Source organism: Streptomyces sp. T12, assembly GCF_028736035.1.
In the GTDB taxonomy this organism is placed as follows: Bacteria; Actinomycetota; Actinomycetes; order Streptomycetales; family Streptomycetaceae; genus Streptomyces.
On the sequence record NZ_CP117866.1, the window covers coordinates 1,709,586 to 1,732,105 of the forward strand.

General features: G+C 71.1%; 21 protein-coding genes. 8 read left to right on the top strand and 13 right to left on the bottom strand.

Translation table 11 applies throughout. The annotated features are described in order from the left end of the window. Nucleotides 1-30: 30 nt before the first annotated feature. Complete coding sequence (locus PBV52_RS07475; RefSeq protein ID WP_274237504.1) at nucleotides 31-1,449, bottom strand: HEAT repeat domain-containing protein; 1,419 nt, start codon at nucleotides 1,447-1,449, stop codon at nucleotides 31-33. A 301-nt stretch (nucleotides 1,450-1,750) separates the two neighbouring features. Continuing rightward, complete coding sequence (locus PBV52_RS07480) at nucleotides 1,751-2,143, bottom strand: ankyrin repeat domain-containing protein (RefSeq protein ID WP_274237505.1); 393 nt, start codon at nucleotides 2,141-2,143, stop codon at nucleotides 1,751-1,753. 325 nt (nucleotides 2,144-2,468) lie between these two features. On the opposite strand from PBV52_RS07480, the gene PBV52_RS07485 reads away from it, so the two are divergent. Beyond that, nucleotides 2,469-2,663, top strand: coding sequence for a hypothetical protein (locus PBV52_RS07485; protein ID WP_004002760.1), 195 nt, complete (start codon nucleotides 2,469-2,471; stop codon nucleotides 2,661-2,663). A 40-nt stretch (nucleotides 2,664-2,703) separates the two neighbouring features. Then, a complete protein-coding gene (locus PBV52_RS07490) occupies nucleotides 2,704-4,338 on the top strand; it encodes an ATP-binding protein (RefSeq protein WP_274237506.1) in 1,635 nt (544 codons plus the stop codon). 40 nt (nucleotides 4,339-4,378) lie between these two features. Here PBV52_RS07490 and PBV52_RS07495 read toward each other — a convergent pair whose 3' ends face one another. Beyond that, nucleotides 4,379-5,878, bottom strand: a complete 1,500-nt coding sequence (locus tag PBV52_RS07495; protein ID WP_274237507.1) for a PLP-dependent aminotransferase family protein — start codon at nucleotides 5,876-5,878, stop codon at nucleotides 4,379-4,381. A gap of 64 nt (nucleotides 5,879-5,942) precedes the next feature. On the opposite strand from PBV52_RS07495, the gene PBV52_RS07500 reads away from it, so the two are divergent. The 4 genes from PBV52_RS07500 (at nucleotide 5,943) to PBV52_RS07515 (ending at nucleotide 9,522) form a co-directional block, all read left to right on the top strand. Then, the gene (locus PBV52_RS07500; protein ID WP_274237508.1) at nucleotides 5,943-6,659 is read left to right on the top strand and encodes a YitT family protein; all 717 of its coding nucleotides are present in this window, start codon (nucleotides 5,943-5,945) and stop codon (nucleotides 6,657-6,659) included. After that, the gene (locus PBV52_RS07505) at nucleotides 6,656-7,426 is read left to right on the top strand and encodes a glycerophosphodiester phosphodiesterase (RefSeq protein WP_274237509.1); all 771 of its coding nucleotides are present in this window, start codon (nucleotides 6,656-6,658) and stop codon (nucleotides 7,424-7,426) included. Before PBV52_RS07500 ends, PBV52_RS07505 begins: the two co-directional genes overlap by 4 nt. Before the next feature lie 57 nt (nucleotides 7,427-7,483). Continuing rightward, on the top strand, nucleotides 7,484-8,869 hold the full coding sequence (locus PBV52_RS07510; RefSeq protein WP_274237510.1) for an MFS transporter: 1,386 nt from the start codon (nucleotides 7,484-7,486) through the stop codon (nucleotides 8,867-8,869). A gap of 278 nt (nucleotides 8,870-9,147) precedes the next feature. Continuing rightward, a complete protein-coding gene (locus PBV52_RS07515; protein ID WP_003977404.1) occupies nucleotides 9,148-9,522 on the top strand; it encodes an RNA polymerase-binding protein RbpA in 375 nt (124 codons plus the stop codon). Between the two features lie 209 nt (nucleotides 9,523-9,731). On the opposite strand, the gene fxsA is transcribed toward PBV52_RS07515, so the two are convergent. The 4 genes from fxsA to PBV52_RS07535 form a co-directional block, all read right to left on the bottom strand. Continuing rightward, nucleotides 9,732-10,286, bottom strand: a complete 555-nt coding sequence (fxsA, locus tag PBV52_RS07520) for an FxsA family membrane protein (protein ID WP_274237511.1) — start codon at nucleotides 10,284-10,286, stop codon at nucleotides 9,732-9,734. Nucleotides 10,287-10,372: 86 nt separating this feature from the next. After that, nucleotides 10,373-11,197, bottom strand: a complete 825-nt coding sequence (locus tag PBV52_RS07525; RefSeq protein ID WP_274237512.1) for a polyprenol monophosphomannose synthase — start codon at nucleotides 11,195-11,197, stop codon at nucleotides 10,373-10,375. Between the two features lie 575 nt (nucleotides 11,198-11,772). Further along, nucleotides 11,773-13,377 carry an amidohydrolase gene (locus PBV52_RS07530; protein ID WP_274237513.1) on the bottom strand — a complete coding sequence of 535 codons (1,605 nt, stop codon included), beginning with the start codon at nucleotides 13,375-13,377 and terminating at the stop codon, nucleotides 11,773-11,775. Nucleotides 13,378-13,506: 129 nt separating this feature from the next. After that, nucleotides 13,507-13,947 carry an Lrp/AsnC family transcriptional regulator gene (locus PBV52_RS07535; protein ID WP_016434164.1) on the bottom strand — a complete coding sequence of 147 codons (441 nt, stop codon included), beginning with the start codon at nucleotides 13,945-13,947 and terminating at the stop codon, nucleotides 13,507-13,509. Between the two features lie 267 nt (nucleotides 13,948-14,214). Between PBV52_RS07535 and PBV52_RS07540 the strand changes: the two genes are divergently transcribed. After that, nucleotides 14,215-14,652, top strand: coding sequence for a hypothetical protein (locus tag PBV52_RS07540; RefSeq protein WP_274237514.1), 438 nt, complete (start codon nucleotides 14,215-14,217; stop codon nucleotides 14,650-14,652). Nucleotides 14,653-14,668: 16 nt separating this feature from the next. Here the strand turns inward: PBV52_RS07540 and PBV52_RS07545 are convergent, their stop codons facing one another. The 3 genes from PBV52_RS07545 to PBV52_RS07560 all read right to left on the bottom strand — a co-directional run bounded on the left by PBV52_RS07545 (nucleotide 14,669) and on the right by PBV52_RS07560 (nucleotide 18,451). After that, nucleotides 14,669-15,805: a phosphotransferase family protein gene (locus PBV52_RS07545; protein WP_274237515.1), complete on the bottom strand. Its 1,137-nt coding sequence runs from the start codon at nucleotides 15,803-15,805 to the stop codon at nucleotides 14,669-14,671. 13 nt (nucleotides 15,806-15,818) lie between these two features. After that, entirely contained in the window at nucleotides 15,819-16,865 is a 1,047-nt protein-coding gene (locus tag PBV52_RS07550; protein ID WP_274249316.1) for a hypothetical protein, read from the bottom strand. A 413-nt stretch (nucleotides 16,866-17,278) separates the two neighbouring features. Continuing rightward, nucleotides 17,279-18,451 carry an acyl-CoA dehydrogenase family protein gene (locus PBV52_RS07560; RefSeq protein ID WP_274237517.1) on the bottom strand — a complete coding sequence of 391 codons (1,173 nt, stop codon included), beginning with the start codon at nucleotides 18,449-18,451 and terminating at the stop codon, nucleotides 17,279-17,281. A 319-nt stretch (nucleotides 18,452-18,770) separates the two neighbouring features. Here PBV52_RS07560 and PBV52_RS07565 point away from each other — a divergent pair, with 319 nt between their 5' ends. Continuing rightward, complete coding sequence (locus PBV52_RS07565) at nucleotides 18,771-20,021, top strand: glycoside hydrolase family 18 protein (protein WP_274237518.1); 1,251 nt, start codon at nucleotides 18,771-18,773, stop codon at nucleotides 20,019-20,021. A 62-nt stretch (nucleotides 20,022-20,083) separates the two neighbouring features. On the opposite strand, the gene PBV52_RS07570 is transcribed toward PBV52_RS07565, so the two are convergent. The 3 genes from PBV52_RS07570 to PBV52_RS07580 all read right to left on the bottom strand — a co-directional run bounded on the left by PBV52_RS07570 (nucleotide 20,084) and on the right by PBV52_RS07580 (nucleotide 22,506). Continuing rightward, nucleotides 20,084-20,743, bottom strand: a complete 660-nt coding sequence (locus PBV52_RS07570) for a TetR/AcrR family transcriptional regulator (RefSeq protein WP_274237519.1) — start codon at nucleotides 20,741-20,743, stop codon at nucleotides 20,084-20,086. 148 nt (nucleotides 20,744-20,891) lie between these two features. Beyond that, nucleotides 20,892-21,032 carry an SCO1431 family membrane protein gene (locus PBV52_RS07575; RefSeq protein WP_128427637.1) on the bottom strand — a complete coding sequence of 47 codons (141 nt, stop codon included), beginning with the start codon at nucleotides 21,030-21,032 and terminating at the stop codon, nucleotides 20,892-20,894. A gap of 103 nt (nucleotides 21,033-21,135) precedes the next feature. Then, nucleotides 21,136-22,506, bottom strand: coding sequence for a peptidase C39 family protein (locus PBV52_RS07580; RefSeq protein WP_274237520.1), 1,371 nt, complete (start codon nucleotides 22,504-22,506; stop codon nucleotides 21,136-21,138). Between the last annotated feature and the right edge of the window lie 14 nt (nucleotides 22,507-22,520).

Genomic DNA, 22,520 nt, shown 5'->3' on the forward strand with positions numbered 1-22,520 from the left:
TCACAGCGCGGACACATGCCCGCCCGATGATCAGCCGGCGGTCGCGTCCGGTCCGATCCGGCTGCGTACGGCCGTCTGGACCTCGTCCTCCTCGGCCGGGTCGGCGGCGAGCCGGCGCAGTCGCTCGACCACGCGCGTGTCACCGGTCTCGGCGTGCCGGGCGGCGATCTCGCGGGTGGACTCCTCGCAGTCCCAGAGGCACTCGACGGCGAATCCGGAGGCGAAGGAGGGGTCGGTGGCGGCCAGGGCACGAGCGGTGCGGCCGCGCAGATGCGAGGAGGCGGTCTCGCGGTAGATGTGGCGCAGTACGGGGGCGGCGCAGGCGATGCCGAGCCGTCCGGTGCCGTCGACGAGGGTCCACAGGGTCGGCGCGTCGGGGCCCTCGCCCCGTACGGCCTCTCGGAGCGCCGCGAGGACGAGGTCCTTGTCCTCGGCTCCGCCCCGGCAGGCGAGCATGCGTCCGGCGGCGGCGCCGAGCGGGTCGGGCCGTCGGGCCCAGCCACGTGCGCGGTCGACGGCGGCGACGCTGCGCATCCGCTCGAAGGCGTCGAGGGCGGCCTCCACGACGGCCGCCGATCCGGTGATCACGGCCGCCTCGATCAGCTCGAGGGCGTCGCGATCGTTGCTGTCGGCGAGGTAGCGCAGGGCGGTGCAGCGGGCTCCGTCGGTGCCGTCCTTGGCGGCGGCGACGATCTCGGGCCGGTCCTCGGGGCCCGCGACGGCTGTGAGGCACCGAGCGGCGGGCACATGGAGCGCGGCTCCGCGCTCGATGCCCTGCTGGGCCCACTCGAAGACAGCCTGCACGCTCCACCCCGGACGGGGCCCGGTAGGTCGCATCTGCCGTTGCCAGCGGTCGAAACAGCCGGCCTCCTGAGCGGCACGCACACGCGTGGCGATCGATTCACGCGAATCCTCGGCCCACAGCCGCCACGGCCGTGGCTCAAAAGCATCGCGTACGACGACGGCCAGCTCGGCCTCGCCCTCGGGATCGGCCGGGAAACGGGCCAGGACGGGCGCGGCGAGGGCACGCAGCCCCGCGTCGTCGTCCCTGAGCGCCAGCTCGTCCAGGGCCCAGGCCCAGTTGGAGCCCGTGGCGGCGTACCTGCGCAGCAGTGCGAGGGCGTCCCGCCTGCCGTAGGAGGCGAGGTGGCCGAGGACGGCCAGGGCCAGGCCCGTGCGTGACTCCTCGGTGTCGAGGGCGTCCTCGACGTCGAAGAGGTGCGCCTCGATCTCGTCCAGCTCGCCGTTCAGGTCGAGGTAGAGACGGGCGTAGTACAGGGAGCGGTTCTCCACCTGCCAGTCGTGGCGGGGGTCCCGCAGCACACAGTGGTTCAGGGCCGCGAGCGCCTCGGCGCGCGGGGCGGTGAGCGCGTGCAGTGTGCCGTCGCCGCGGCCCCGCTGGAGCAGGCCGAGCAGCGTACCGCTGGGCGCTATGACCGGTTCGAACATGGGAAACAGCCTCACATCAAGCGTCGACGCAACCGGGGATCTTGCTTCACCTGGCCGCGTGACAACACGTCGGGGCGCCCGCCGTTTCCTGCTTGCTGTAGACCATCTTCCTCTGCCTCTCGTCGGTGGCCCATGCGGACCGCATCACGGCCCGCGCGGTGCGGCAACACCTGCCCAGCCATCGCGTCCGTGAATCACGACGTCATGATGACTCGGCAGTTCCATCTACCGCGACCGAAATTTCGGCGGCCCTGTACCGCCTCCCCCGTTTTCCGTGTTTTAGCTGGTCAGAAAGCTCGGCTCAGTGCACGCCGAACAGTTCGAGCAGTTCCGTCTTGCCGAACATACGGGCCGTGTCAACGGCTGACGGAGTGCCCGCGGCCGGGTCGGCACCGGCCTCCAGCAGCGCCTTGATCACTTCACTCTCGCCCTTGAAGACGGCACCGGCGAGTGGCGTCTGGCCCAGGTCGTTGACCCGGCCGGCCTCCGCGCCCCGGGCGAGCAGGGCGCGCACCGCGTCGGCGTGGCCGTGGTAGGCGGCGAGCATCACGAGGGAGTCGCCACGGTCATTGGTGAGGTTGGCAGGAACACCCGCGTCGACATACGCCACGAGCGCCTCGGTCTGCCCCTGCCGGGCCAGATCGAAGATCTTGGTCGCCAGCTCCACGACCTCGGGGTCGGGGGCTTCAGTCATCGGCCGGACCGCCTCTCACTACACACACGGGGACTGCGGGAACTACGGGAACTGCGGGGAGCACGGGTACGGCCGGCGAGCGGTGTCGGCCGTACGAGTGATTCGCCAGGGTACTGGCTCGCGCGGCACATGACCCGATGCGACCGAGGCAAAGATCATCGCAGACACGGCCGGACGCAACAGCCGCGCTCATCCGATCCGCGACACTCCGCCACAAGAAGGAAATCTGCCGAATTTCACCCAGTTGCACCTTTTATCGTATGGATACATCCTGTGAGCCTGGAAGTACTCATGGTGACTGTCCCCACCAACCAGGAGCGCTCACATGATCCTCTCCATCTCAGGCGTCGTTCTGCTCGGCATCGTCGTCTTCATCTTCTTCCGCAAGGACGGACTGAAGGCGTCGCACGCCCTGATCTCGGCCCTGTTCGGCTTCTATCTGGCCAGCACGGCCATCGCCCCGAGCATCAAGGCCGGCGGCGAGAGCCTGGCAAGCCTCTTGGGCGGCATCCAGTTCTGACGCCGCCCCTCCCGCCCGTACGCACCACCAGGAGACAGCAGTGGCCCGCCGCCCCCTCCCCCGCATCCTGAGCACAGGCAGCGCGCAGATCGCCCGGAACCGGGAGCTGGCCCGGGCGCAGATCGCCCGAAGCCGGGAGCTGGCCCGGACGGCGGCCGACAGCGCCTCCGATGTCCTCCACCCGTTGATCACGATCACCCGCGGACTGCGCCGGCTGGCCTCGGCCGGGCGGCGCAGGTGGGCCGACACCCCCAAGGACCGGCGCGGACCGCTGCTGTTCCTGGTGGCTTCGGTGATCCTGGTCGTGGCACTGGTGCCGTACGGGCCGCTGCTCGCCGCCATCACCCTGATGGCGGCGGCAGCCTGGCAGGGCCGCGACCGGGGGCCGTCGACACCGGACGGGCCCGACGAGTCGCAGACGGAGCGGCTGAAGTCGCTGTACGAGGCGCTGGTCCCGTACTTCTCCGCCGCCGAGGACCCGGCCCCGCTCTACGCCCACGGCGGCGAGTGGGAGAAGGCCTTCCCGGAGTACGAGTTCGACGGCACGGGACGCGTCAGCAGTCTCCTGATCCGCTACCCGGCCTACTTCACCGACGGCGAGGCCCAGGCCCGTGCGCGGATCGAGCATCTGCTGACCACGAAGTCCGGCCGCGGCCGCGAGTACCACTTCGCCTGGGACGAGGAGGGCAACGAGCTCACGGTCACCGTCCTCGCCCCGCTGCCCACCGGCGTCGCCGCCCAGCGCTTCGTGACGGCCCCCGGCGAAACGGTCCTGGGCTTCACCGACCCCACCCAGGTCCAGCGCACGCTCCCGCTCACCTACGGCGACCAGCAGCGCGACGTACCGCCGGTCGTCTGGCGCACCGGCGTCCGCTCCACCGAGCCCCACCTGCTGGTCATCGGCCAGCCCGGCAGCGGTACCTCGACCCTGCTGCGCTCGATCGCCCTGCAGGCCCTGCAGTACGGCGACGTCGTCATCGTCGAGGGCGGCAGCACCGGCGAGTACGCCTGCCTGATCGGACGGGACGGCGTCCTGGCCGTCGAGTGCGGGCTGGCCGGGGTGCTGGCGAGCCTGGAGTGGGCGGCCACCGAGACGGAGCGACGCCTGATCGCCACGAACCGGGCCCGCCAGATGGGCAACCCTCCGCCGCAGGACACCAAGCGCCCGCTGTGGATCCTCCTTGACCGCCCGACCGCGTTCTCCCACCTCGCCGCCGCGGACGACCGCAAGGACCCGCAGTCCCTGCTCCAGGTGCCCCTGCGGCACGGCCGCGCAGCGGGCGTCACGGTGGTCGTGGCCGACCAGTGGGACACCATGGACGCGCTCAGCGATGCCGTACGGCAGCACACACGCGCGCGTGTCGTGCTCGGCCCCGCGACGGCGCAGCAACTGGAGACGGTCCTGGGCGCTCCCCCGCACACCACCCCGGTCGCCGACGTCCCACCCGGCCGCGGCTACGCCCGCCTGGGCACGGGCCCGGTCCACCGCCTCCAGGTCCCGGCCACCCCGGACCCGTACGACGACGCCACCAGCGAGGCCCACCGGCAGGCGGTACTGGACCTGTTGCCGGCGCGGACGACGCCGGTGGAGGCGGAATCGCTGGGAAGGCTGGAAAAGACGGAACAGGAGCCGGAACCGGTGCCGGCGGAGGCTGTGGTGGCCGAGACTTCGTAAGGTCGGCGCAGCCTGCGGGCAGTCGTGCCGCCGGGCGCCGTCACGCGACGAACGGCCGTACAGACTCGCCCGCCCCCGACACCCCGCTCTCCACCAACCGCGCCGCCGCCCCCAACCGTGCCGCGGCCTCCTCCGCCACCGCACCCCCGACGGTGAACGGCAGCCGCACATACCCCTCGAAGGCCCCGTCCACCCCGAACCGAGGCCCGGACGGCACCCGGACCCCCACCCGCTCCCCCACTTCGGCGAGCCGCGACCCCGACAGGCCCCCCGTCCGCACCCACAGCGTGAGCCCGCCCCTCGGCACCTCGAACTCCCACTCGGGCAGCTCCCGCCGTACGGCCGCTACAAGGGCGTCCCGGTTCTCCCGGGCCTGCCCCCGCCGCAGCTCCACAGCCTGCTCCCAACCCCCCGTGCCGAACAGCCAGTTCACGGCCAGCTGCTCCAGCACCGGCGTCCCCAGATCGGCGTACGCGCGCGCGACCACGAGGGAGCGGATCACATCCGGAGCCGCCCGCACCCAGCCGATCCGCATCCCGGCCCAGAAGGCCTTGCTGGCCGACCCGACGGTGATGACGGTCGACCCGGCGGGGTCGAAGGCGCACACCGGTCGCGGCATCTCGAGATCGTCGTCGAGCCACAGCTCGCTCATCGTCTCGTCGGCGACGAGCACCGTCCCCGCCGACCGTGCCGCGTCCACCAGCCGGCGCCGCTGGTCCTCGTCGGCCAGCGCCCCGGTCGGGTTGTGGAAGTCGGCGACTACATAGGCGAGCCGGGGCGCGGCCTCGCGCAGCACCTGCCGCCAGCGGTCCACGTCCCAGCCGGCCAGCCCTTCGGCCATGGCCACGGGCACGAGCCGGGCGCCCGCCTCCCGCATCAGCTGGAGGATGTTGGCGTACGACGGCGACTCGACCGCGATCCGCTCACCGCGCCCCGCGAACAGATGACAGATCGCGTCCATGGCGCCCATCGCCCCGGTCGTCACCATGATCTGCTCGGGCATGGTCGGAATCCCGCGCGCCGTGTACCGGTCGGCGATCATCGCGCGCAGCGCGGGCAGCCCGGCCGGATAGTCGCCGTGGGTGTGGGCGTACGGGGGCAGCTCCTCCAGGGCGCCCTGGACGGCACGGGTGAGCCACGGCTCGGGCGCGGGCAGCGCCGCGGTGCCCAGATCGATCATCGAGCCGAGCGCCTCGGGCGGCAGGGGCTCCAGGCCACGGGCGGGCAGCGGGTTCCCGGCCGGTACGGCGGTCCAGCTCCCGGCCCCGCGCCGCGACTCCAGGAACCCCTCGGTGCGCAGCGCCTCGTACGCGGCGGCCACGGTCGTACGGCTCACGGAGAGCGCGAGGGCCAGTTCACGTTCGGCGGGCAGCCGCGCGGCGACCGGGACGCGGCCCTCCAGGACCAGCAGCCGGATGCCGTCGGCCAGCGCCCGGTACGCGGGCGGGCGCTTGCTGCCGGGGCCGGCGGGGCGGTCCTGCTGGGAGGTGAGGAGCCGGGCGAGCTGTGCGGCACCCACCGCAGAAGTCCACTGCGCCATGATTTCCAGTCCACCTTCCCAGAATTGGCCATGGAGGGCGTTGCTTCCCAAGCCACAGGGTGTCATGCATCAGTCCACTACCACCACAGGGGGGCACGTCTTGTCCACGCAGGGGCATCCCACCAAGCGGCTCACACAAGGGCATCTCATACGGCGGCTGTCACAGCTCTACGTCGGGCTCGCGCTGTACGGCGCGAGCTCGGCGCTGCTCGTCGAGGCGGGCCTGGGCCTGGAGCCCTGGAACGTGCTGCACCAGGGCCTCGCCGAGCTCACCGGCCTGACGATCGGCGTCGTGTCGATCTTCGTCGGCGCGGCGGTGCTCCTCCTGTGGATCCCGCTGCGTCAGCGCCCGGGTCTCGGCACCGTCTCCAACGTCTTCGTGGTCGGCATCGCCATGGACGGCACGCTCGCCCTGCTGCCCGAGGCCCACACCCTGGCCGTACGGATCCCCCTCCTCCTGGCCGGCATCGTACTCAACGGCGTGGCCACCGGCCTCTACATCGCAGCCCGCTTCGGCCCCGGCCCCCGGGACGGCCTCATGACCGGCCTGCACCGGCGCACCGGCCGCTCGATCCGCCTGATGCGCACAGCCGTCGAGATCGCGGTCGTCGTGACCGGCTTCGCCCTGGGCGGCACGGTCGGCGTGGGCACCGTCCTCTACGCGGTGTCCATCGGCCCGCTCGCCCAGCTCTTCCTGCGGGTGTTCGCCGTCCCCTCGGCATCGGACGGCAGCACGGTCGTTGCCACCGGGCAACCCCGGCGCGCGATACTGCGTCCGTGAGCACCACGCGGATACGCCACCCCTACCTCGACCACCCCGGCCCGATCCCCTTCGCCCACCGGGGCGGGGCGGCGGACGGCCTGGAGAACACCGTGCTGCAGTTCCGGCGCGCGGTCGAACTGGGCTACCGGTACATCGAGACCGACGTCCACACCACGCGCGACGGCAAGCTCGTCGCCTTCCACGACTCGACGCTGGACCGCGTCACGGACGGGGCGGGCCGGATCGCGGACCTGCCCTGGGACGACGTACGGCACGCGCGCGTGGGCGGCAAGGAGCCGGTGCCCCTCTTCGAAGAGCTCCTGGAGACCTTCCCCGAAGTGCGCTGGAACGTCGACCTCAAGGCCGAGCTGGCGCTCCCCCCCTTCCTGGACCTGATCGAGCGCACCAACGCCTGGGACCGCCTTTGCGTCGGCTCCTTCTCCGAGGCCCGTGTGATCCGCGCCCAGCGCCTGGCCGGGCCCCGCCTGGCGACGTCGTACGGCACCCGGGGCGTCCTCAATCTGCGGCTGCGCTCCTGGGGCGTGCCGGCCACGCTGCGCCGCTCGGCGGTCGCCGCCCAGGTGCCCGAGGTCCAGTCCGGGATCCAGGTGGTGGACCACCGCTTCGTACGGGCCGCCCACGCGCGCGGGCTCCAGGTGCACGTGTGGACCATCAACGATCCCGATGCGATGCACCGGCTCCTGGATCTGGGAGTCGATGGCATCATGACCGATCACATCGACACATTGCGCAAGGTCATGGAGGACCGCGGCGTCTGGGTCTGACCCTCGTCCCCGTCCCCACCCGCGCGCGGGATCTTCACGGGGAAGCGAGGGCGCGGGGTGGGCACCGGAACCGTGCGGACGGAAGCGGCCGACGAGGCCGCCGGGCGCCGGCGCGAGCAGCGCGGCTGGTACTTCTACGACTGGGCGTGCTCCGTCTACTCGACGAGCGTCCTCACCGTGTTCCTGGGCCCCTATCTGACGTCGGTCGCCGAGGAGGCGGCGGACGCGGACGGGTTCGTCCACCCCTTGGGCATCCCGGTGCGCGCGGGATCCTTCTTCGCCTACTCGGTGTCCCTGTCGGTGATCGTGGCTGTCCTGGTGATGCCCTTGGTGGGCGCGGCAGCGGACCGCACCGGCCGCAAGAAGCCCCTCCTCGGGGCCGCCGCCTATGTGGGAGCCACGGCCACCACGGCCATGTTCTTCCTGGGCGGCGACCGCTATCTGCTCGGCGGCGTCCTGCTGGTCGTCGCGAACGCGGCGCAGTCGGTCGCGATGATGCTCTACAACTCCTACCTCCCGCAGATCGCCCCGCCCGAGGAACGCGACGCGGTCTCCTCGCGGGGCTGGGCCTTCGGCTACGCGTCGGGCTCGCTGATGCTGATCGTGAACCTGGTCCTGTATCTGGCCCACGACTCCTTCGGCGTCTCCGAGAGCATGGCGGTCCGCATCTGTCTGGCGTCGGCCGGCCTGTGGTGGGGTGCCTTCGCGCTCATCCCGCTACGACGGCTGCGCGACCGCAGGGCCACAAAGGACACAACCAAGGCGAGCGGTACGGACGAGGAGGCGGCCAAGAAGCCGACGGCCCCCGGCTTCCGGCAACTCGCGGCGACCGTCCGCGACATGCGCCGCCACCCACTGACCCTCGCCTTCCTCCTCGCCTACCTCATCTACAACGACGGCATCCAGACCGTGATCTCCCAGGCGTCGATCTACGGCTCCGAGGAACTGGGCCTGGAGCAGTCGACGCTCATCGGCGCCGTCCTGCTGGTCCAGGTGCTGGCCGTGGTGGGCGCGCTGGCGATGGGGCGGCTGGCCCGGATCTACGGCGCGAAGCGGACGATCCTCGGCTCGCTGGTCGCGTGGACGGTGACGCTGGCGGCCGGGTACTTCCTGCCGGCCGGGGCGCCGGTGTGGTTCTTCGTGCTGGCGGCCGGCATCGGGCTGGTCCTCGGCGGCAGCCAGGCCCTGTCCCGGTCCCTGTTCTCCCATCTCGTCCCGCCGGGCAAGGAGGCCGAATACTTCTCGGCTTACGAGATGAGCGACCGCGGCATGAGCTGGCTCGGCCCGCTTCTGTTCGGGCTCATCTACCAGCTGACCGGAAGTTATCGGGACGCGATCATCTCCCTGGTGGCCTTCTTCATCATCGGATTCGCCCTGCTCGCGAGGGTTCCGGTACGCCGGGCGATCAGCGACGCGGGCAATCCGGTGCCGACAACGATTTAGCGTTCCGAGTGAAAGGGCGGTAGTGTACGCGTTTGGCCTGCCAGGCGTACCGTTACTGCGCGTCAAAGATGCCGAAACGCTGGGTTACATCTGCTAGCAGATGTGACAAACCGGGCGCCGGTGGGTACGACATTGGTCAGCAAGGCTGCGGCTACGACGGCGACGCATCACCCGGAACGGGACACCGATCGGGAATCTTTACCGCCGACCGGACGTTGACCGGATGACGACGACAGCGACACCTGTCCTGTGGGCGACAAGCCCGGGAGGCACGATTCATGAGTGAGCGAGCTCTTCGCGGCACGCGCCTCGTGGTGACCAGCTACGAGACGGACCGCGGCATCGACCTGGCCCCGCGCCAGGCCGTGGAGTACGCATGCGAGAAGGGGCACCGGTTCGAGATGCCCTTCTCGGTCGAGGCGGAGATCCCGCCGGAGTGGGAGTGCAAGGTCTGCGGGGCCCAGGCACTCCTCGTGGATGGCGACGGTCCAGAGGAGAAGAAGGCCAAGCCCGCGCGCACGCACTGGGACATGCTGATGGAGCGGCGTACCCGTGAGGAACTCGAAGAGGTCCTCGAGGAGCGCCTTGCTGTTCTGCGCTCCGGGGCGATGAACATCGCAGTTCATCCCCGGGACAGCCGCAAGTCGGCGTAACCCCCTGCGAGTCCCCTGCGGGGCTCGGGCGGGGTTGGACCAGGCAACGCCTGTAACCGCGGGCGCCGTACGTGAAGCCGACGTATGGCGCCCGCGGTTTGGTGTGCCCAAGAACGCCTGCGGTTTGGTGTGCCAAAAAAACTGGTGTGCCCAAAAAGGAAGCCCGGCGCTCGGTGAGCGCCGGGCTTCCTTCCATGTGAGCCAGCGGGTCAGCGGGTCAGCGGCGGGCGCGGGTCCTGCGGCGCATCCCCCGGCTCGTCCCTGATGACCTCACCCTGCACGACCTTGCCGTCGGGACGGTGCATACGAGCCTGCTGGTAGGCATCGCCGAACGAACCCGGGGTCGCCTCACGCAGCTTCCGGTCGAACGTCCGCTCCGCATAGCCGCTCAGGGCCTTCTGGACCGGCGGGATCAGCAGGAGCAGGCCCACCGCGTCCGAGATCAGGCCAGGCAGCATGATCAACAGCCCGCCCAGCATCATCAGGCCGTTGCCGCCGCCGCTCGCTGGGGCACCGCCGCGTTGCAGCGCCTCGTTCAGGGCCTGGAAGGCACGTCGGCCCGCCCGCTTGATGACCACCGAGCCGAGCACGAGGCCGGCGAGCAGCAGCAGGAACACCAAAAGCCCGCTCGCCGCTTCCGCGACCACGGTCAGCAGCCAGATCTCCAGCACCAGCCATGCCGCGATGCCCAGCGGCAGAAAAGTCCGCAGCCGGGAGCGCCGGGGCCGGGCGGGATAGGTGGGGGTCGGTGCGCCAGTCGTCATGCGTCCAGTGTGCCTGGGCCCGGCTCAGAGCGGGATAAGGGGACGTCCGACGCAGCCTGTGCGGTCGTAGGTGGCTGCGCCGCAGGTTACGACCGGGGCGGCCGCGATGGCGACGAGGGCGACGGCTTCGTGCGGGCCATCAGCTTGCCGACCCGCTCTCGCGCTCCCCACGACGTGACCCGCCACAGCGCCTCGACCAGGATGTCGCGGCTCATCTTCGAGTCACCGAGCTCGCGCTCGACGAAGGTGATCGGCACCTCGACGACATGGAACCCGGCCTTGACCGCGCGGCGGGCGAGGTCGACCTGGAAGCAGTAGCCCTGGGAGGCGACATCGTCCAGGCCGAGACCCTCGAGGGTCTCGCGGCGGAAGGCGCGGTAGCCGCCGGTGATGTCGCGCAGCGGGAGATCCAGGGCGAGACGTGAGTAGAGGCTGCCGCCGCGGGAGATGAACTCGCGGGACTTCGGCCAGTTCACGACCCGGCCGCCGGGTACCCAGCGGGAGCCGAGGACCAGGTCGGCGCCCTTGAGGGCGGTCAGCAGGCGGGGCAGCTCCTCGGGCTGGTGGGAGCCATCGGCGTCCATCTCGACCAGGACGCCGTAGCCCTGCTCGATGCCCCAGCGGAAGCCCGCGAGGTAGGCGGCGCCGAGGCCCTCCTTGCCTTTGCGGTGCAGGACCTGGACGTGGTCGTCCCCGACGGCCAGTTCGTCGGCGAGCTTGCCGGTGCCGTCGGGGCTGTTGTCGTCGGCCACGAGCACGTGCGCCTCCGGGACCGCCTTGCGGACCCGGCCGACGATGCTCTTGATGTTCTCCGCCTCGTTGTAGGTCGGAATGATCACCAACGCCGTGCCGAGCGGCCCGAACTGCCTCCCCCGGTCCTGTGCCGCGCGGGTCCCGTCGCCGTCGTTCACTGCTGCCCCTTCATGTCCGTACGCAGACGTCCACCATAGTCGTCGCGGCCTGCGCTGACGTGACAGCACGTTCGAATCGTGGTGTCGATTCCACAAGAGCGGGGTAAGTACAGGATTTCGTGTGCCTGTGCCTCGTGTGACTGTGCGCCGACGCGCGCCTTCTGCTGCGGATGGGGGCCCGGCGCCCTTCGGGCCGACCTGGGACCCGCTGGCTGCGGGTCGACCGAAAGCCGTTGTCTACTGAGCGCCCGGGCCCCACCCGGGTCACACCTCCCCGACCGGCCGGAACGTTCCGTCGTCGCCGCGCGAGCGCTGAGCCTGGCTCCCAGTGGCGGTGCCCCGGTGCGGCACACCGTCCCTGACCCAGCGGCTTTGCGACGGGTTCGGGGAAGTTCCGCGGTTCCCCGGTCGGGCGTCCGGTGGTGGACTCGGCCGAACCTATCGGCCCCGGGCCTCCGCCTGTCAACAGCCGTTTGACCTGCGGTTATTCGCTCAATCCCCTGGTCAGCGCAGAGGATGCGCAGGTCGCACGACGGGGTGGTGCGGACCGATCGGGTTCGCGCCACCCCGGGAGATCACTCGCCCGGCCGTACGAAGACCGTTCGTCCGCCCACCACCGTGCGCAGGCAGACCGGGAGCGCGCGGCCCGGGGTCAGGTCGGGCAGGCCGGGGGTGCCGGAGCGGGGGTCGGTGGACCAGCGCGCGACCCGGTCGTCGGGGGCCTGGACCACCAGTTCCTCGGTGCGCCACACCGCGTAGTCGGCGGGCGCGCCGGGCACCAGGACGCCCGCGTCGTCCCGCCCGACCGCCCGCCATCCGCCCCGCGTGTGGGCCGTGAACGCGGCGCGCACGGACACGCGGTGCTCCGGCGTGTGATGGAAGGCCGCGGCGCGGACCGTCCCCCAGGGGTCGAGGGGCGTGACGGGGCTGTCCGAGCCGAAGGCGAGCGGGACGCCGGCGCGCAGCAGGGCCGCGAAGGGGTTGAGGGAACGGGCGCGTTCGGCACCCAGGCGCTGGACGTACATGCCGTCCGCGCCGCCCCACAGTGCGTCGAAGGCGGGCTGGACCGAGGCGGTCAGGCCCAGCTCGGCGAACGCGGCGACGGTGTCCGGCGTGAGCATCTCGGCGTGCTCCACGCGGTGGCGGGCGCCGCGGACGCGGGCGAGGCCGAGCTTCTCGGCGGCGGCGCGCACGCCCTCCACGACGGCGGTCACGGCGGCGTCGCCGATCGCGTGGAAGCCCGCCTGGAGGCCGGCCTCGGTGCAGGCGGTGACATGGGCAGCGACGGCGGCCGCGTCCAGGTAGGCGGTGCCGGTGTGGGCGGCGTCGGCGTACGGCTGGTGCAGGCAGGCGGTGTGCGAGCCGAGGGCGCCGTCGACGAAGAGGTCGCCGGCCGCGCCGATCGCGCCCAGCTCCCGCACCTTGACCACATCCTGCTCCGCCCAGTAGCCGACGACCCGGGGTCCGGCCTCCTCGGCGGCGAGCCGCAGCAGGCCGGTGAAGTCGTCCTCGGAGGAGATGTCGGGCCCGCCGCACTCGTGGACGGTGCCGATGCCGAGGGAGGCGGCGTGGGCCAGGGCGGCGCGCTGGGCCTCGGTGCGCTGGGCGGGGGTGATCGCGCTCAGTGCAGTGGCGCGTACGGCGTGGTGGGCGTCGGCGACGAGCGGGGCGTCCCCTGCGTCGAGGTCCCCCGGCGTCATGTCCAGCAGAGCCGTGGTGACGACCGCCGAGTGGACGTCGATGCGGGAGAGGTAGAGCGGGCGGCCGCCGGTGGCTTCGTCGAGTTCGGCGCGCGTCGGCGGGCGGCCGCCGGGCCAGCGGGAGGCGTCCCAGCCGTGGCCGAGGAGGACGCGATCGTGCGGGCGGGCGGCGGCGAAGTCCCGTACGAGAGTGAGAGCCGCCTCCAGGGAGGGGGCCTCGGACAGGTCGAGGCCGGTCAGGGCGAGACCCGTGGCGGTGGTGTGCACATGGGCGTCGGTGAACGCCGGCGTGACCAGGGCACCGTCCAGATCGACGACCTCGTCCACACCGTCCGCGAAGGCATCGGCGGCCCCCTCGGACCCGACCCAGGCAACCTGCCCACGCTCCACGACCATCGCGGTGGCGAAGGGGTCGGCGGGGCTGTGGACTTCTCCGCGACGGAGAAGGACGGTCTTCGGCTGGGCGCTGCGCTCACTCATGGAGACCAGTCTCGCGCCTCACTCCAGCCGCTCCGGACACGGGGCCTCCTCAACGCCCTGAAGGGGCGCGGGGCTGTATCCATGTGCGGCTCCGCCGCGTGGGCGCGACCAGCCGGGGATCCGCGTCGATCAGACCCGCGGCGGCCGCGCCTCATACGGCGTGGACAGCACCACCGTCGTCCGAGTCGACACCCCCGCCAGCGAACGCAGCCGAGCGAGAAGTTCCTCCAGTTCGTGCGGCGTGGCCACCCGCACCTTGAGGATGTAGTTCTCGTCGCCCGCGACACTGTGGCAGGCCTCGATCTCGGGCACGCCGGCCAACCGGTCCGCGATGTCGTCCGGGGCACTGGGATCGAACGGCTTCACCGAGATGAACGCGGTCATGGGCAGCCCCACGGCCTCGGGGTCGACGACCGCGGCGTAGCCACGGATGACACCACGCTGTTCCAGTCGGCGCACCCGCTGGTGCACGGCCGACGTGGACAGACCCGTGGCCTTGCCCAGATCGGTGTAACTCATCCGCCCGTCCTTGACGAGCAGCTGCACGATTTGTCGGTCCAGCTCCTCCATGACGCAGAACCTACAGTGCGGTTGATCTCCTCGGATACCTGAGCAGCCCAGGTCATGCCCGGTTTGTGATGTGGCCGAGAGGTGCCTGTGCGCCGACTGAGGGACAAACCGGCCGCGCCGGGCACCTGCGGGCGGCATGTGACGAACGCCACAGGCCCCGAACAGGCTCCGTGATGTTCTCGTGATTACCGCCGAGACCGGGCGGGAAGTGCTTGCTGTGGTCGAGGCCGCAGCGCCTTCACGGCCCAGCCCGAGGGGGAGAAATCCATGCAGAGTCTTAAGCGCCCTGGTCGTACCGCACCCAAGCGGCTCCAGCCGGTCGTCGAGCCCGCTCCGGAGGGCGTCGAACCCGACGCCTTCGACGAGGAAGAGCTCGACGCGTACGACACCTTCGAGATGTACCGGGTGATCTGTCCGGACTGCGCGCAGCCCATCGCCCTGCTGGCGGACGAGGAGGTCCTGCCGGAGCATGCGCTGTGCGCCTCGCCGTGGAACCCGTTCGGCCTCACGGTCTGTGCCGGTACGGGTCGCCTGGCCACCGAGGCCCGCTCGGCCGACGAGTCGGCGGAGCCTCAGGAGCAGGACACCGCCCTTCTGTTGACGCTCCCTCAGGGGCTCGACTGGCGGACCCAGCCCTTCTCGCACGTCGGCGGCCCGGGCTCGCGCCCCCTAAGGGTCCCGGTCATGCGGCGGCAGGCCGCCTGAGCGCACAGCGTCGGCGTCACATCGCTCGATCCCAGTAGCTGCCCTGCACCATGGCTCGCAGGCTGCCGTGGTGCAGGATCAGTGTGTCCGGGTCCGCCGGTACGGCGACTTCACCGAAGTAGGCCTGGCGGTAGGCGATGCGCAGCATGACGACGGCGTGCCTCAGCGCGGCGTAGAGCGTGTAGAAGTCCATGTCACGCGGGGTGTGACCGGTGAGATCGGCATAGCGGGCCTCGACCCGGTCCCGGCGCAGGAAGTCCGGCAGCCCGCGCTGCCCGAAGGCGACCGTCAGGTCCTGGAAGAAGCGGTGCAGATAGACGGTCCAGCCGAGGTCGACCTCGCGTGGGGCGAGTGCCGCCATCTCCCAGTCGAGGACGGCCGCGGGTTCGAAACCGTCGTAGATGACGTTCCCGATGCGCGCGTCGCCCCAGGTGAGCACCGGCGTGCCCGGATCGTGGGGCCAGAGCTCCTCCAGACGGTCGAACGTGTCCTCGATGAGCGGGGAGCGGGCTAGTCCGTCAACCACCCATTCGTAGTATGCGCGTTGCGCCGTGACATGACGACGCAGTGCGTCACCTTCACCTGGAAGGGCGAGGAACTGGGCTTCGCCGACCGGTACTTGATCGTGCAGCCGGGCCAGCAGCCCGATCGTCGCGGCCTCGAGGCGCTCGCGCTCCTCGTCGCTCGCCGCGTGCAGCCAGTTGCCCTCGTAGGTGTACGGCATGACGTCCGGCGGCACCCGCCCGGCGACTCGCTCCATGACGAAGAAGGGCGCCCCCAGCGGGCCGGAATCCTCCTCCAGCCACAGCACCTTCGGTACGGGGAGGTCGGACCGGCCGGCGACCAGTCGCATCGTGCGGTACTGGCGGGCCATGTCGTACACCGGGAACACCGTGTACGCCGCCGGGTCCGCCGCGAGCCGCAACGCGCACGCGTGGACGGGCGGTTCGAGGTGCCCGGCACCCGGGCCGGCAGCGCCTTCCGGCTGCTCGATGCCGAAGAGCAGGGTCTCGCTGGACATGCCGTTCGACGCGGGAACGGTGATGTCGACCGCCCTGGCGCCGGGCAGCCGTACGCCGAGCCAGGCGGTGAGGCGGTGGGCGAGTTCGCCCGGATCGCGTGTCGTCGTGCGGGGGCGGGGTGCCTCGGTCATGGCGTCAACTCCCTTACGGAGCGACCGAGTCGAAGCCGGTGAACCCGCTCGGGTCGTGCCGCCCGAACGAGCCGTGCTCGAAGATGCCGTGGCCGACCCGGCCGTCCAGCCAAAAGCGCGCGGCGTGGTCGGTGACTCCGTACGCGGCGCGGGGATGGGCAGTGGGGTCGGAGAGGTCGTAGGTACGGCGGTCGGTCCAGCCGCGCCCCCGCCAGGTGCCGTGCTGCCAGTCGTCGGCGGGCGGGTAGCCGGCGCCGATGGCGAGGGGGGACGAGGTCAGGATCTCCACCTCCAGCTCCTGCGGCTTGCGTACGTCGCCGAGATGGACGAGGGCGCGTTCGGGGTGGCGGGTGCCCGGGCGGTAGGCGATCTCGGCCTGGGGCCATCCGAGTTGGCGGTCGCGGTGGCCGGGGCGGACCATCGCCGCCTCGCTGAGCGAGCGGTATCCGTCCGCGTCCTCCTGGACGATCACCATCAGGAACCGGTCCTCGAAGCGCACCGGGCTCCAGATCCAGTGGAAGCCCTCGGTCGGATGCTCCTCGGCGAACCGCCCGCCCTCCTCCCCCGGTATGGGTCGCACGCCCCAGCTGCGGTCGCGGGTGCCGGTCCACTCGGCAGGGGTCACGCGGAACTCCGCACCGCCCGCGCGCACGAGGCCCGCCACGCCACCGGCCTGCACGAAGCGACGCCCTTCGAGGCTGAGCCGGTCACCGCGTCGCTGCAGGTGGTGGGGTTCCCAGAGAGCGGGGAAGTCGGCGGTCCAGGTGATGTCGTACGACAACTCCTCGTCGTCGCACGTCAGACGCAGCCGCCGCAGCGGCTCCTCGACCTCGATGCGCAGCGGCCCGACGGCGAGCCGCATCCGGTCCTCGCCGAGCGCGTTCGACGCCCGGACCGCGTGCAAGGTGTCTCCCACCCGCAGGGTCGCGTAGGCGTCGATCACCCCGACGTTCGGGTAGATCCCGAGGCCGACGATCAGCAGGGCACGCCCCTGGTGGTCGAGGACGTGGAAGATGCAGCGGTCGTAGGCGTTCCGATCGCTGGTCGCGACGTACTTCATGGACAGGGGCACCTGGTGCACCGGGTACTCGTCGAGCGGTACCGGGCGGTCGTCGTCGGCCACGGCAAGCCTCCCTGAATGCGGGTGGCCTGACGGTACGTCAGGTAGCGCGACCTGACCAGAGAGGGAGCCGGACGTCCGTGAACTCACGCCCGATTCGGGCGGGCGGTGACTTGTCCCCCCGCCTCCGCGTTGCCCTGGTATGCCCCCCACCTATTCGGCGACCGGGCCTCAGCGCCGCATCTTCGTTCCGCGGCCCGCAGGGACGCTTCCGCCGGCGCCTGCGCAGCAACCGGATCCGCCCATCTACCGCGAGCTGATGCGCACCTGGGCCGACCGTGGCCGCACCCTGCCCGGACGCCACGACCCGGAGTGGATCCGGCTCGCGGCGCCGCAGGTCAAGCACGGCCAGTTCAGCGTCCCTCGGGACCTGCTAGGTGACGGGCGATGACCATCCGCTGAATCTGGTTCGTGCCCTCGACGATCTGCAGGACCTTGGCCTCGCGCATGAAGCGCTCGGCCGGGAAGTCCGCGGTGTAGCCGTACCCGCCGAGGATCTGCACGGCGTCGGTGGTGACCTTCATCGCCGCGTCGGTGCAGTGCAGCTTGGCCATCGCCGCCTGCTTGGCGAACGGCCGGCCCGCGTCGCGCAGCCGTGCCGCCGCCAGATACAGCGCCCGGCCCGCCTCGATCTGGGTCGCCATGTCGGCGAGCATGAAGCGCAGGCCCTGGAAGTCGGCGATGGGCTTGCCGAACTGCCGTCGCTCGGTCGCGTACGCCACCGCCTCGTCCAGCGCGGCCTGCGCCACGCCGATCGCGCAGGCCGCGATGCCGAGCCGGCCGGAGTCGAGCGAGGACAGGGCGATGGCGAAGCCCTGGCCCTCGTCCCCGATGCGCCGCTCGTCGCAGACCCGGACTCCGTCGAAGTGGACCTGAGCCGTGGGCGAGCCCTTCATGCCCATCTTCTTCTCGGGCGCCGCCGCGCTCAGCCCCGCCGCGTCACCGGGCACCAGGAACGCGGTGATCCCACGCGGCCCTTCCTCGCCGGTGCGCGCCATGACGGTGTAGAAGTCGGCGATGCCGCCGTGGGTGATCCAGGCCTTGGTGCCGGTGATCACCCAGTCGTCGCCGTCCCGTACGGCCTTGGTGCGCAGCGACGCCGCGTCCGACCCCGACGACGGCTCGGAGAGGCAGTACGCGCCGAGCAGCCCGCCGCCGAGCATCGCAGGCAGGTGCTCGACCTGCTGCTGCTTGCTGCCGTAGGCGGCCAGGGCGTAGGAGGACAGGGTGTGCACGCTGACGCCGAGGCCGACGGTGAGGCGGACCGCGGCGAGCTCTTCGAGGACCTGGAGGTAGACCTCGTACGGCTGGTCGCCGCCGCCGTACTCGGAGTCGTACGGGAGGCCGAGCAGCCCTGACTGGGAGAGCAGGGTGAAGACCTCGCGCGGGAAGCGTCCGGCGTCCTCCTCCTCGGCCGCCTTCGGGGCGATCTCGCGCTGCGCGATGTCGCGGACGAGCGAGATCAGATCCCGGGCCTCGTCCGTGGGCAGTTGACGATCCACCGGCTGCGGGGCGCGGTCGGGCATGGCGACGCTCTCCTCCCTTTCGGGAATCGGCGGTCGCACACCTTGGGTGGGGCGGCTCCGCCTGGTCTCTCGGGTACCGGCCGATGCTCCACTCCCGGATCGCGGAAGCTGCTGACCAGCGGCTCTGCGGTGAGTATGCCCGATCGGGGACATCGAGTCACCAGTTAACGACCGCTTACTCCAAGAAACTTTCACCCCTTCGAAATTGGTCCGAACCATTGACCAAATGGTCTAGTCCTCCTACCGTTTCGGTCCAACGCTTCCCGCGTTCATGCCAATCGGCGTGCGATCCCCTCTGTCCCCCGCGAGGAGACACCCGATGCACACCCCGCTCCCCTCCCGTGCTCGCGGCCGCGCGCTGCTGGCCGCCGCGTGTTCCGCCGCCCTCGGTGCCACCCTGCTCGCCGGCGCCGGTCAGGCGACCGCCGGCCAGAACGGCCCCGACCAGGACGGCGACCGCAAGGCGGCCGGCTCGAAGGTGGTCGGCTACTTCACCGACTGGGGCATCTACGACCGCCAGTACTTCGTCAAGAACATCGAGACGTCCGGCTCGGCGAAGAAGCTCACGCACATCAACTACGCGTTCGGCAACGTCGTCGACGGCAAGTGCGCGATCGGCGACACCTGGGCGGACACCGACAAGCCGTTCACCGCCGAGGAGTCCGTGGACGGCGCCGCGGACACTGCCGACCAGCCACTGAGCGGCAACTTCAACCAGCTGCGCAAGCTGAAGAAGCTCCACCCGAACCTCAAGGTCGTCTGGTCGTTCGGCGGCTGGAGCTGGTCCGGCGGCTTCGGCGAGGCGGCCAAGGACCCGGCGGCCTTCGCCCGGTCCTGCTACGACCTGGTCGAGAACTCCAAGTGGGCGGACGTCTTCGACGGCATCGACATCGACTGGGAGTACCCGAACGCCTGCGGCCTGACCTGCGACACCAGCGGCCGGGAGGCATTCGAGGAGCTGATGAAGGCGCTGCGCGCCAAGTTCGGCAAGCGGAACCTGGTCACCGCGGCGATCACGGCCGACGCGAGCGAGGGCGGCCGGATCGACGCGGCGGACTACGCGGGCGCGGCCCGGTACGTCGACTGGTACAACCCGATGACGTACGACTACTTCGGCGCCTGGGCCGCCACCGGCCCCACCGCACCGCACTCCGCGCTGCACTCCTACCCCGGCATCCCCGAGGAGGGCTACAACACGGCCGCGACCATCGCCAAGCTCAAGGGCCTGGGCATCCCGTCCTCGAAGCTGCTGCTGGGCATCGGCTTCTACGGCCGCGGCTGGACCGGCGTCACCCAGGCGGCGCCCGGCGGCACGGCCACCGGTCCGGCGAAGGGCACCTACGAGGACGGCTTCGAGGACTACAAGGTGCTCAAGCGGACCTGCCCGGCGACAGGAACCGTGGGCGGCACCGCGTACGCCAAGTGCGGGGACGACTGGTGGAGTTACGACACCCCGGCGACCATCGCGACCAAGATGAAGTACAAGGACCGACAGAGGCTGGGCGGGACCTTCTTCTGGGAGCTGAGCGGGGACACCGCGAACGGTGAGCTGATCAAGTCCATCCAGTAGCGGGACCCACGGGGGACTTGGGGCGGAGGACCACGAGCCTCCGCCCCTTGCCGCGTCAGTCCTCAGTCCTCCCGGCGCGCGGGATCCGGGGCCGGGTAGGAGGGGTCCATCTCCTCGATGGCGCGCATGGCGCCGCCCAGCGTCTTCACCAGCAGCTCACGCATGGTGTCGCGGTTCAGTTCGGGCCGGTCTATCCAGTCGAGGGTGGCACCCTCGACGCTGCACACCCAGGCGAGCAGGCCCATACGGGCCAGCGGGGCGATGTCGGTTCGTCCGTACGCCCCCTCGGCGAGGGTCGCCACGATCGCCGCGCGCACACCGTCCCGGATGGCGTGCACCTCGGTGTCGAAGCCGACGCCGCCGCTGACGATGGTGCGGTAGGCGGCCTGGTTGTGCTCGGCGTAGCGGAGATAGCTGTCGATGGTGCGGTGGACCCGGTCCACCGGCTGCATCTCGAGCCCGCTCGCGGCGAAGGTGACCAGGTCCGCGACGGAGTCCTGGATGATCGCCAGGTAGTACCCGCGCTTGGACTGGAAGTAGTAGTAGATGAGCCCCTTGGCGACATGGGCCTGCCGGGCGATGTCGTCCATGGAGAGCGCGTCGTACGACGTGTCGGCGAACAGCTTCCGCCCGATGCTGATGAGTTCGGCACGGCGCGCCATCGAGCGCTCGGTGCCGCGGGCCCGGGGACGGGCCGCATCGCGCTGTTGACTAATATTCAATTTAGACCCTGGATTTCCAACGGGCGGCGGGACATCGGCAGTATGGCAGACGCACATCAGCTGCTCGTTCGAGTCTGATCGACTTTGATGGAACCGCTCGACAGCGGGGTCGGCATATGTCCGATCAAAGCGCCCAGTGTGCGTCAGGTCACAGCAGGCCGAGCTGGGTGACGAGCATCGCGACGACCACCACGAGGGTCCAGCCCATGATGTGCTCGACGAGCTTCGGCCCGTCTCCCTTGGGGCCGCCGGTGCGGACGCGGGCGGCGGTGGCTGAGTGCGCGGTCATATGCCCACCTTGCCACCGGCGACGGCTTTTGCGGCAGAGACGTTGCTCACACGGCAAAGGCCCCGGTTTCCCAGGGCCCTTCCGTGCGTCTGCGCCCGGCGGCTCAGCGCACGCCCACCGCCGCGAGCGCGGCGCGCTGGCGCTGGGTCGCAGACGCCGGGAAGTAGAGGTAACAGACGCCACCCGTGCCGGAGACCACCTTGCCGCTGGCGTCGTAGCGCTTGGTCCGCAGCCAGATGTTCTCCCATTCGCGCCGCTTGTAGACGCGCCGCACCGCCTCGTTGCTCGCTGAGTTCGGGTCGTTGGCGATCACGTCGCCGTCGGCGGTGAAGCCGATGACGGTCATCAGATGCCCGGCGGTGCCGTACCCCGCCCCGGTCAGCTCCCCCTCCAGGAAGGACTGGGACGTGATGGCCGGGATGCCGGCCGCGATCAGCGTCGCCAGGTCGGTGAGCGAGCCGAGCCGGGTGACCACGCCCTGGAGGCCCTTGAACGTGGCCGCGTAGGCGGCGTTGAACGGCCAGTTCCCGCAGCCGTCGTACTGGTAGTCGAAGGTGAACCGGGCCGCGTGGCAGACCTGCGGGTCGGCGTACGCCGGGTCGACCCAGGCCAGCTGCTCCGCGGTGAGCCGGCCGCCCCAGTACTCGACGATCATCTGCGAGGAGGTGGGGCTGCACCAGGCCTCGCCGCCGTTGTCGTACTCCGGGTACTGGCCGACATGGATCTCCTGCGAGTAGCGCGGGACGGTCAGCTCGTGGGCGAGGCCGGGGGCGGAGGCCGGGACGGCGAAGCGGTCGGGGACGTCGGAGCCCATCGCGCCGACCCGCCAGACGGTGGGCGTGAGCTTCGTGCCGGGCTTGCGGTAGAGGGTCAGCCGCAGCCGGTACGAGGTGAGGCGCAGCCCCGTGGCCGGGTCGTCGATGGCGAACGTGTCCGTCCAGACGCTGCTCTTGCCGTCGCTCTGGTCGTCCACCGAGGTCCGGCGGATGTCCTGGTCACCGGCGGCCCAGCGGCCCAGCACGTACCAGGGGGTCGCGGTGCCGTCGGAGTACGTCCCCTGCAGCTCGATCTGGAGCCAGGTGCCGGCGGGGGTGTGCGCGTTCCAGGAGGCGATCGCCTCGGTGGCGGGGACGGAGAGCTGGTGGGCGGGCGAGGTCCAGGTCGCGTACTCCCAGCGGGCGCTCCTGCCGGTGTGCGGGTCGGTGTAGTCGGTGGTGCCGGCGGGCGTGGCGATCACGATGCCGGGGCGGGCGCCCGCGACGGCACGCGTGCCCTGGGCGGCGCCGCCGCGCCAGTCGGCGTACGTGATCCAGGCACGGTTGTCGACTGTGCGGGCCGGGGCCTGCACGGTGTCCGCGCCCTCGGCGCTGGTGTCGGCGGCGACCGCCGGGCCCGCGCTGCCGCCGCCGGCGACGGCTGCGGCGACCGCGGCGACCAGGACGGTTCTGCGGGACGGCTGTTCGGCTCTGCTCATGGGCGGAAGACCCC

Excerpts from the sequence above, each read along its gene's own strand:
- PBV52_RS07475 (WP_274237504.1), bottom strand. The coding sequence starts at position 1,449 with ATGTTCGAACCGGTCATAGCGCCCAGCGGTACGCTGCTCGGCCTGCTC.
- PBV52_RS07480 (WP_274237505.1), bottom strand. The coding sequence starts at position 2,143 with ATGACTGAAGCCCCCGACCCCGAGGTCGTGGAGCTGGCGACCAAGATC.
- PBV52_RS07485 (WP_004002760.1), top strand. The coding sequence starts at position 2,469 with ATGATCCTCTCCATCTCAGGCGTCGTTCTGCTCGGCATCGTCGTCTTC.
- PBV52_RS07495 (WP_274237507.1), bottom strand. The coding sequence starts at position 5,878 with ATGGCGCAGTGGACTTCTGCGGTGGGTGCCGCACAGCTCGCCCGGCTC.
- PBV52_RS07500 (WP_274237508.1), top strand. The coding sequence starts at position 5,943 with ATGCATCAGTCCACTACCACCACAGGGGGGCACGTCTTGTCCACGCAG.
- PBV52_RS07515 (WP_003977404.1), top strand. The coding sequence starts at position 9,148 with ATGAGTGAGCGAGCTCTTCGCGGCACGCGCCTCGTGGTGACCAGCTAC.
- fxsA (WP_274237511.1), bottom strand. The coding sequence starts at position 10,286 with ATGACGACTGGCGCACCGACCCCCACCTATCCCGCCCGGCCCCGGCGC.
- PBV52_RS07530 (WP_274237513.1), bottom strand. The coding sequence starts at position 13,377 with ATGAGTGAGCGCAGCGCCCAGCCGAAGACCGTCCTTCTCCGTCGCGGA.
- PBV52_RS07535 (WP_016434164.1), bottom strand. The coding sequence starts at position 13,947 with ATGGAGGAGCTGGACCGACAAATCGTGCAGCTGCTCGTCAAGGACGGG.
- PBV52_RS07540 (WP_274237514.1), top strand. The coding sequence starts at position 14,215 with ATGCAGAGTCTTAAGCGCCCTGGTCGTACCGCACCCAAGCGGCTCCAG.
- PBV52_RS07545 (WP_274237515.1), bottom strand. The coding sequence starts at position 15,805 with ATGACCGAGGCACCCCGCCCCCGCACGACGACACGCGATCCGGGCGAA.
- PBV52_RS07550 (WP_274249316.1), bottom strand. The coding sequence starts at position 16,865 with ATGAAGTACGTCGCGACCAGCGATCGGAACGCCTACGACCGCTGCATC.
- PBV52_RS07560 (WP_274237517.1), bottom strand. The coding sequence starts at position 18,451 with ATGCCCGACCGCGCCCCGCAGCCGGTGGATCGTCAACTGCCCACGGAC.
- PBV52_RS07565 (WP_274237518.1), top strand. The coding sequence starts at position 18,771 with ATGCACACCCCGCTCCCCTCCCGTGCTCGCGGCCGCGCGCTGCTGGCC.
- PBV52_RS07575 (WP_128427637.1), bottom strand. The coding sequence starts at position 21,032 with ATGACCGCGCACTCAGCCACCGCCGCCCGCGTCCGCACCGGCGGCCCC.
- PBV52_RS07580 (WP_274237520.1), bottom strand. The coding sequence starts at position 22,506 with ATGAGCAGAGCCGAACAGCCGTCCCGCAGAACCGTCCTGGTCGCCGCG.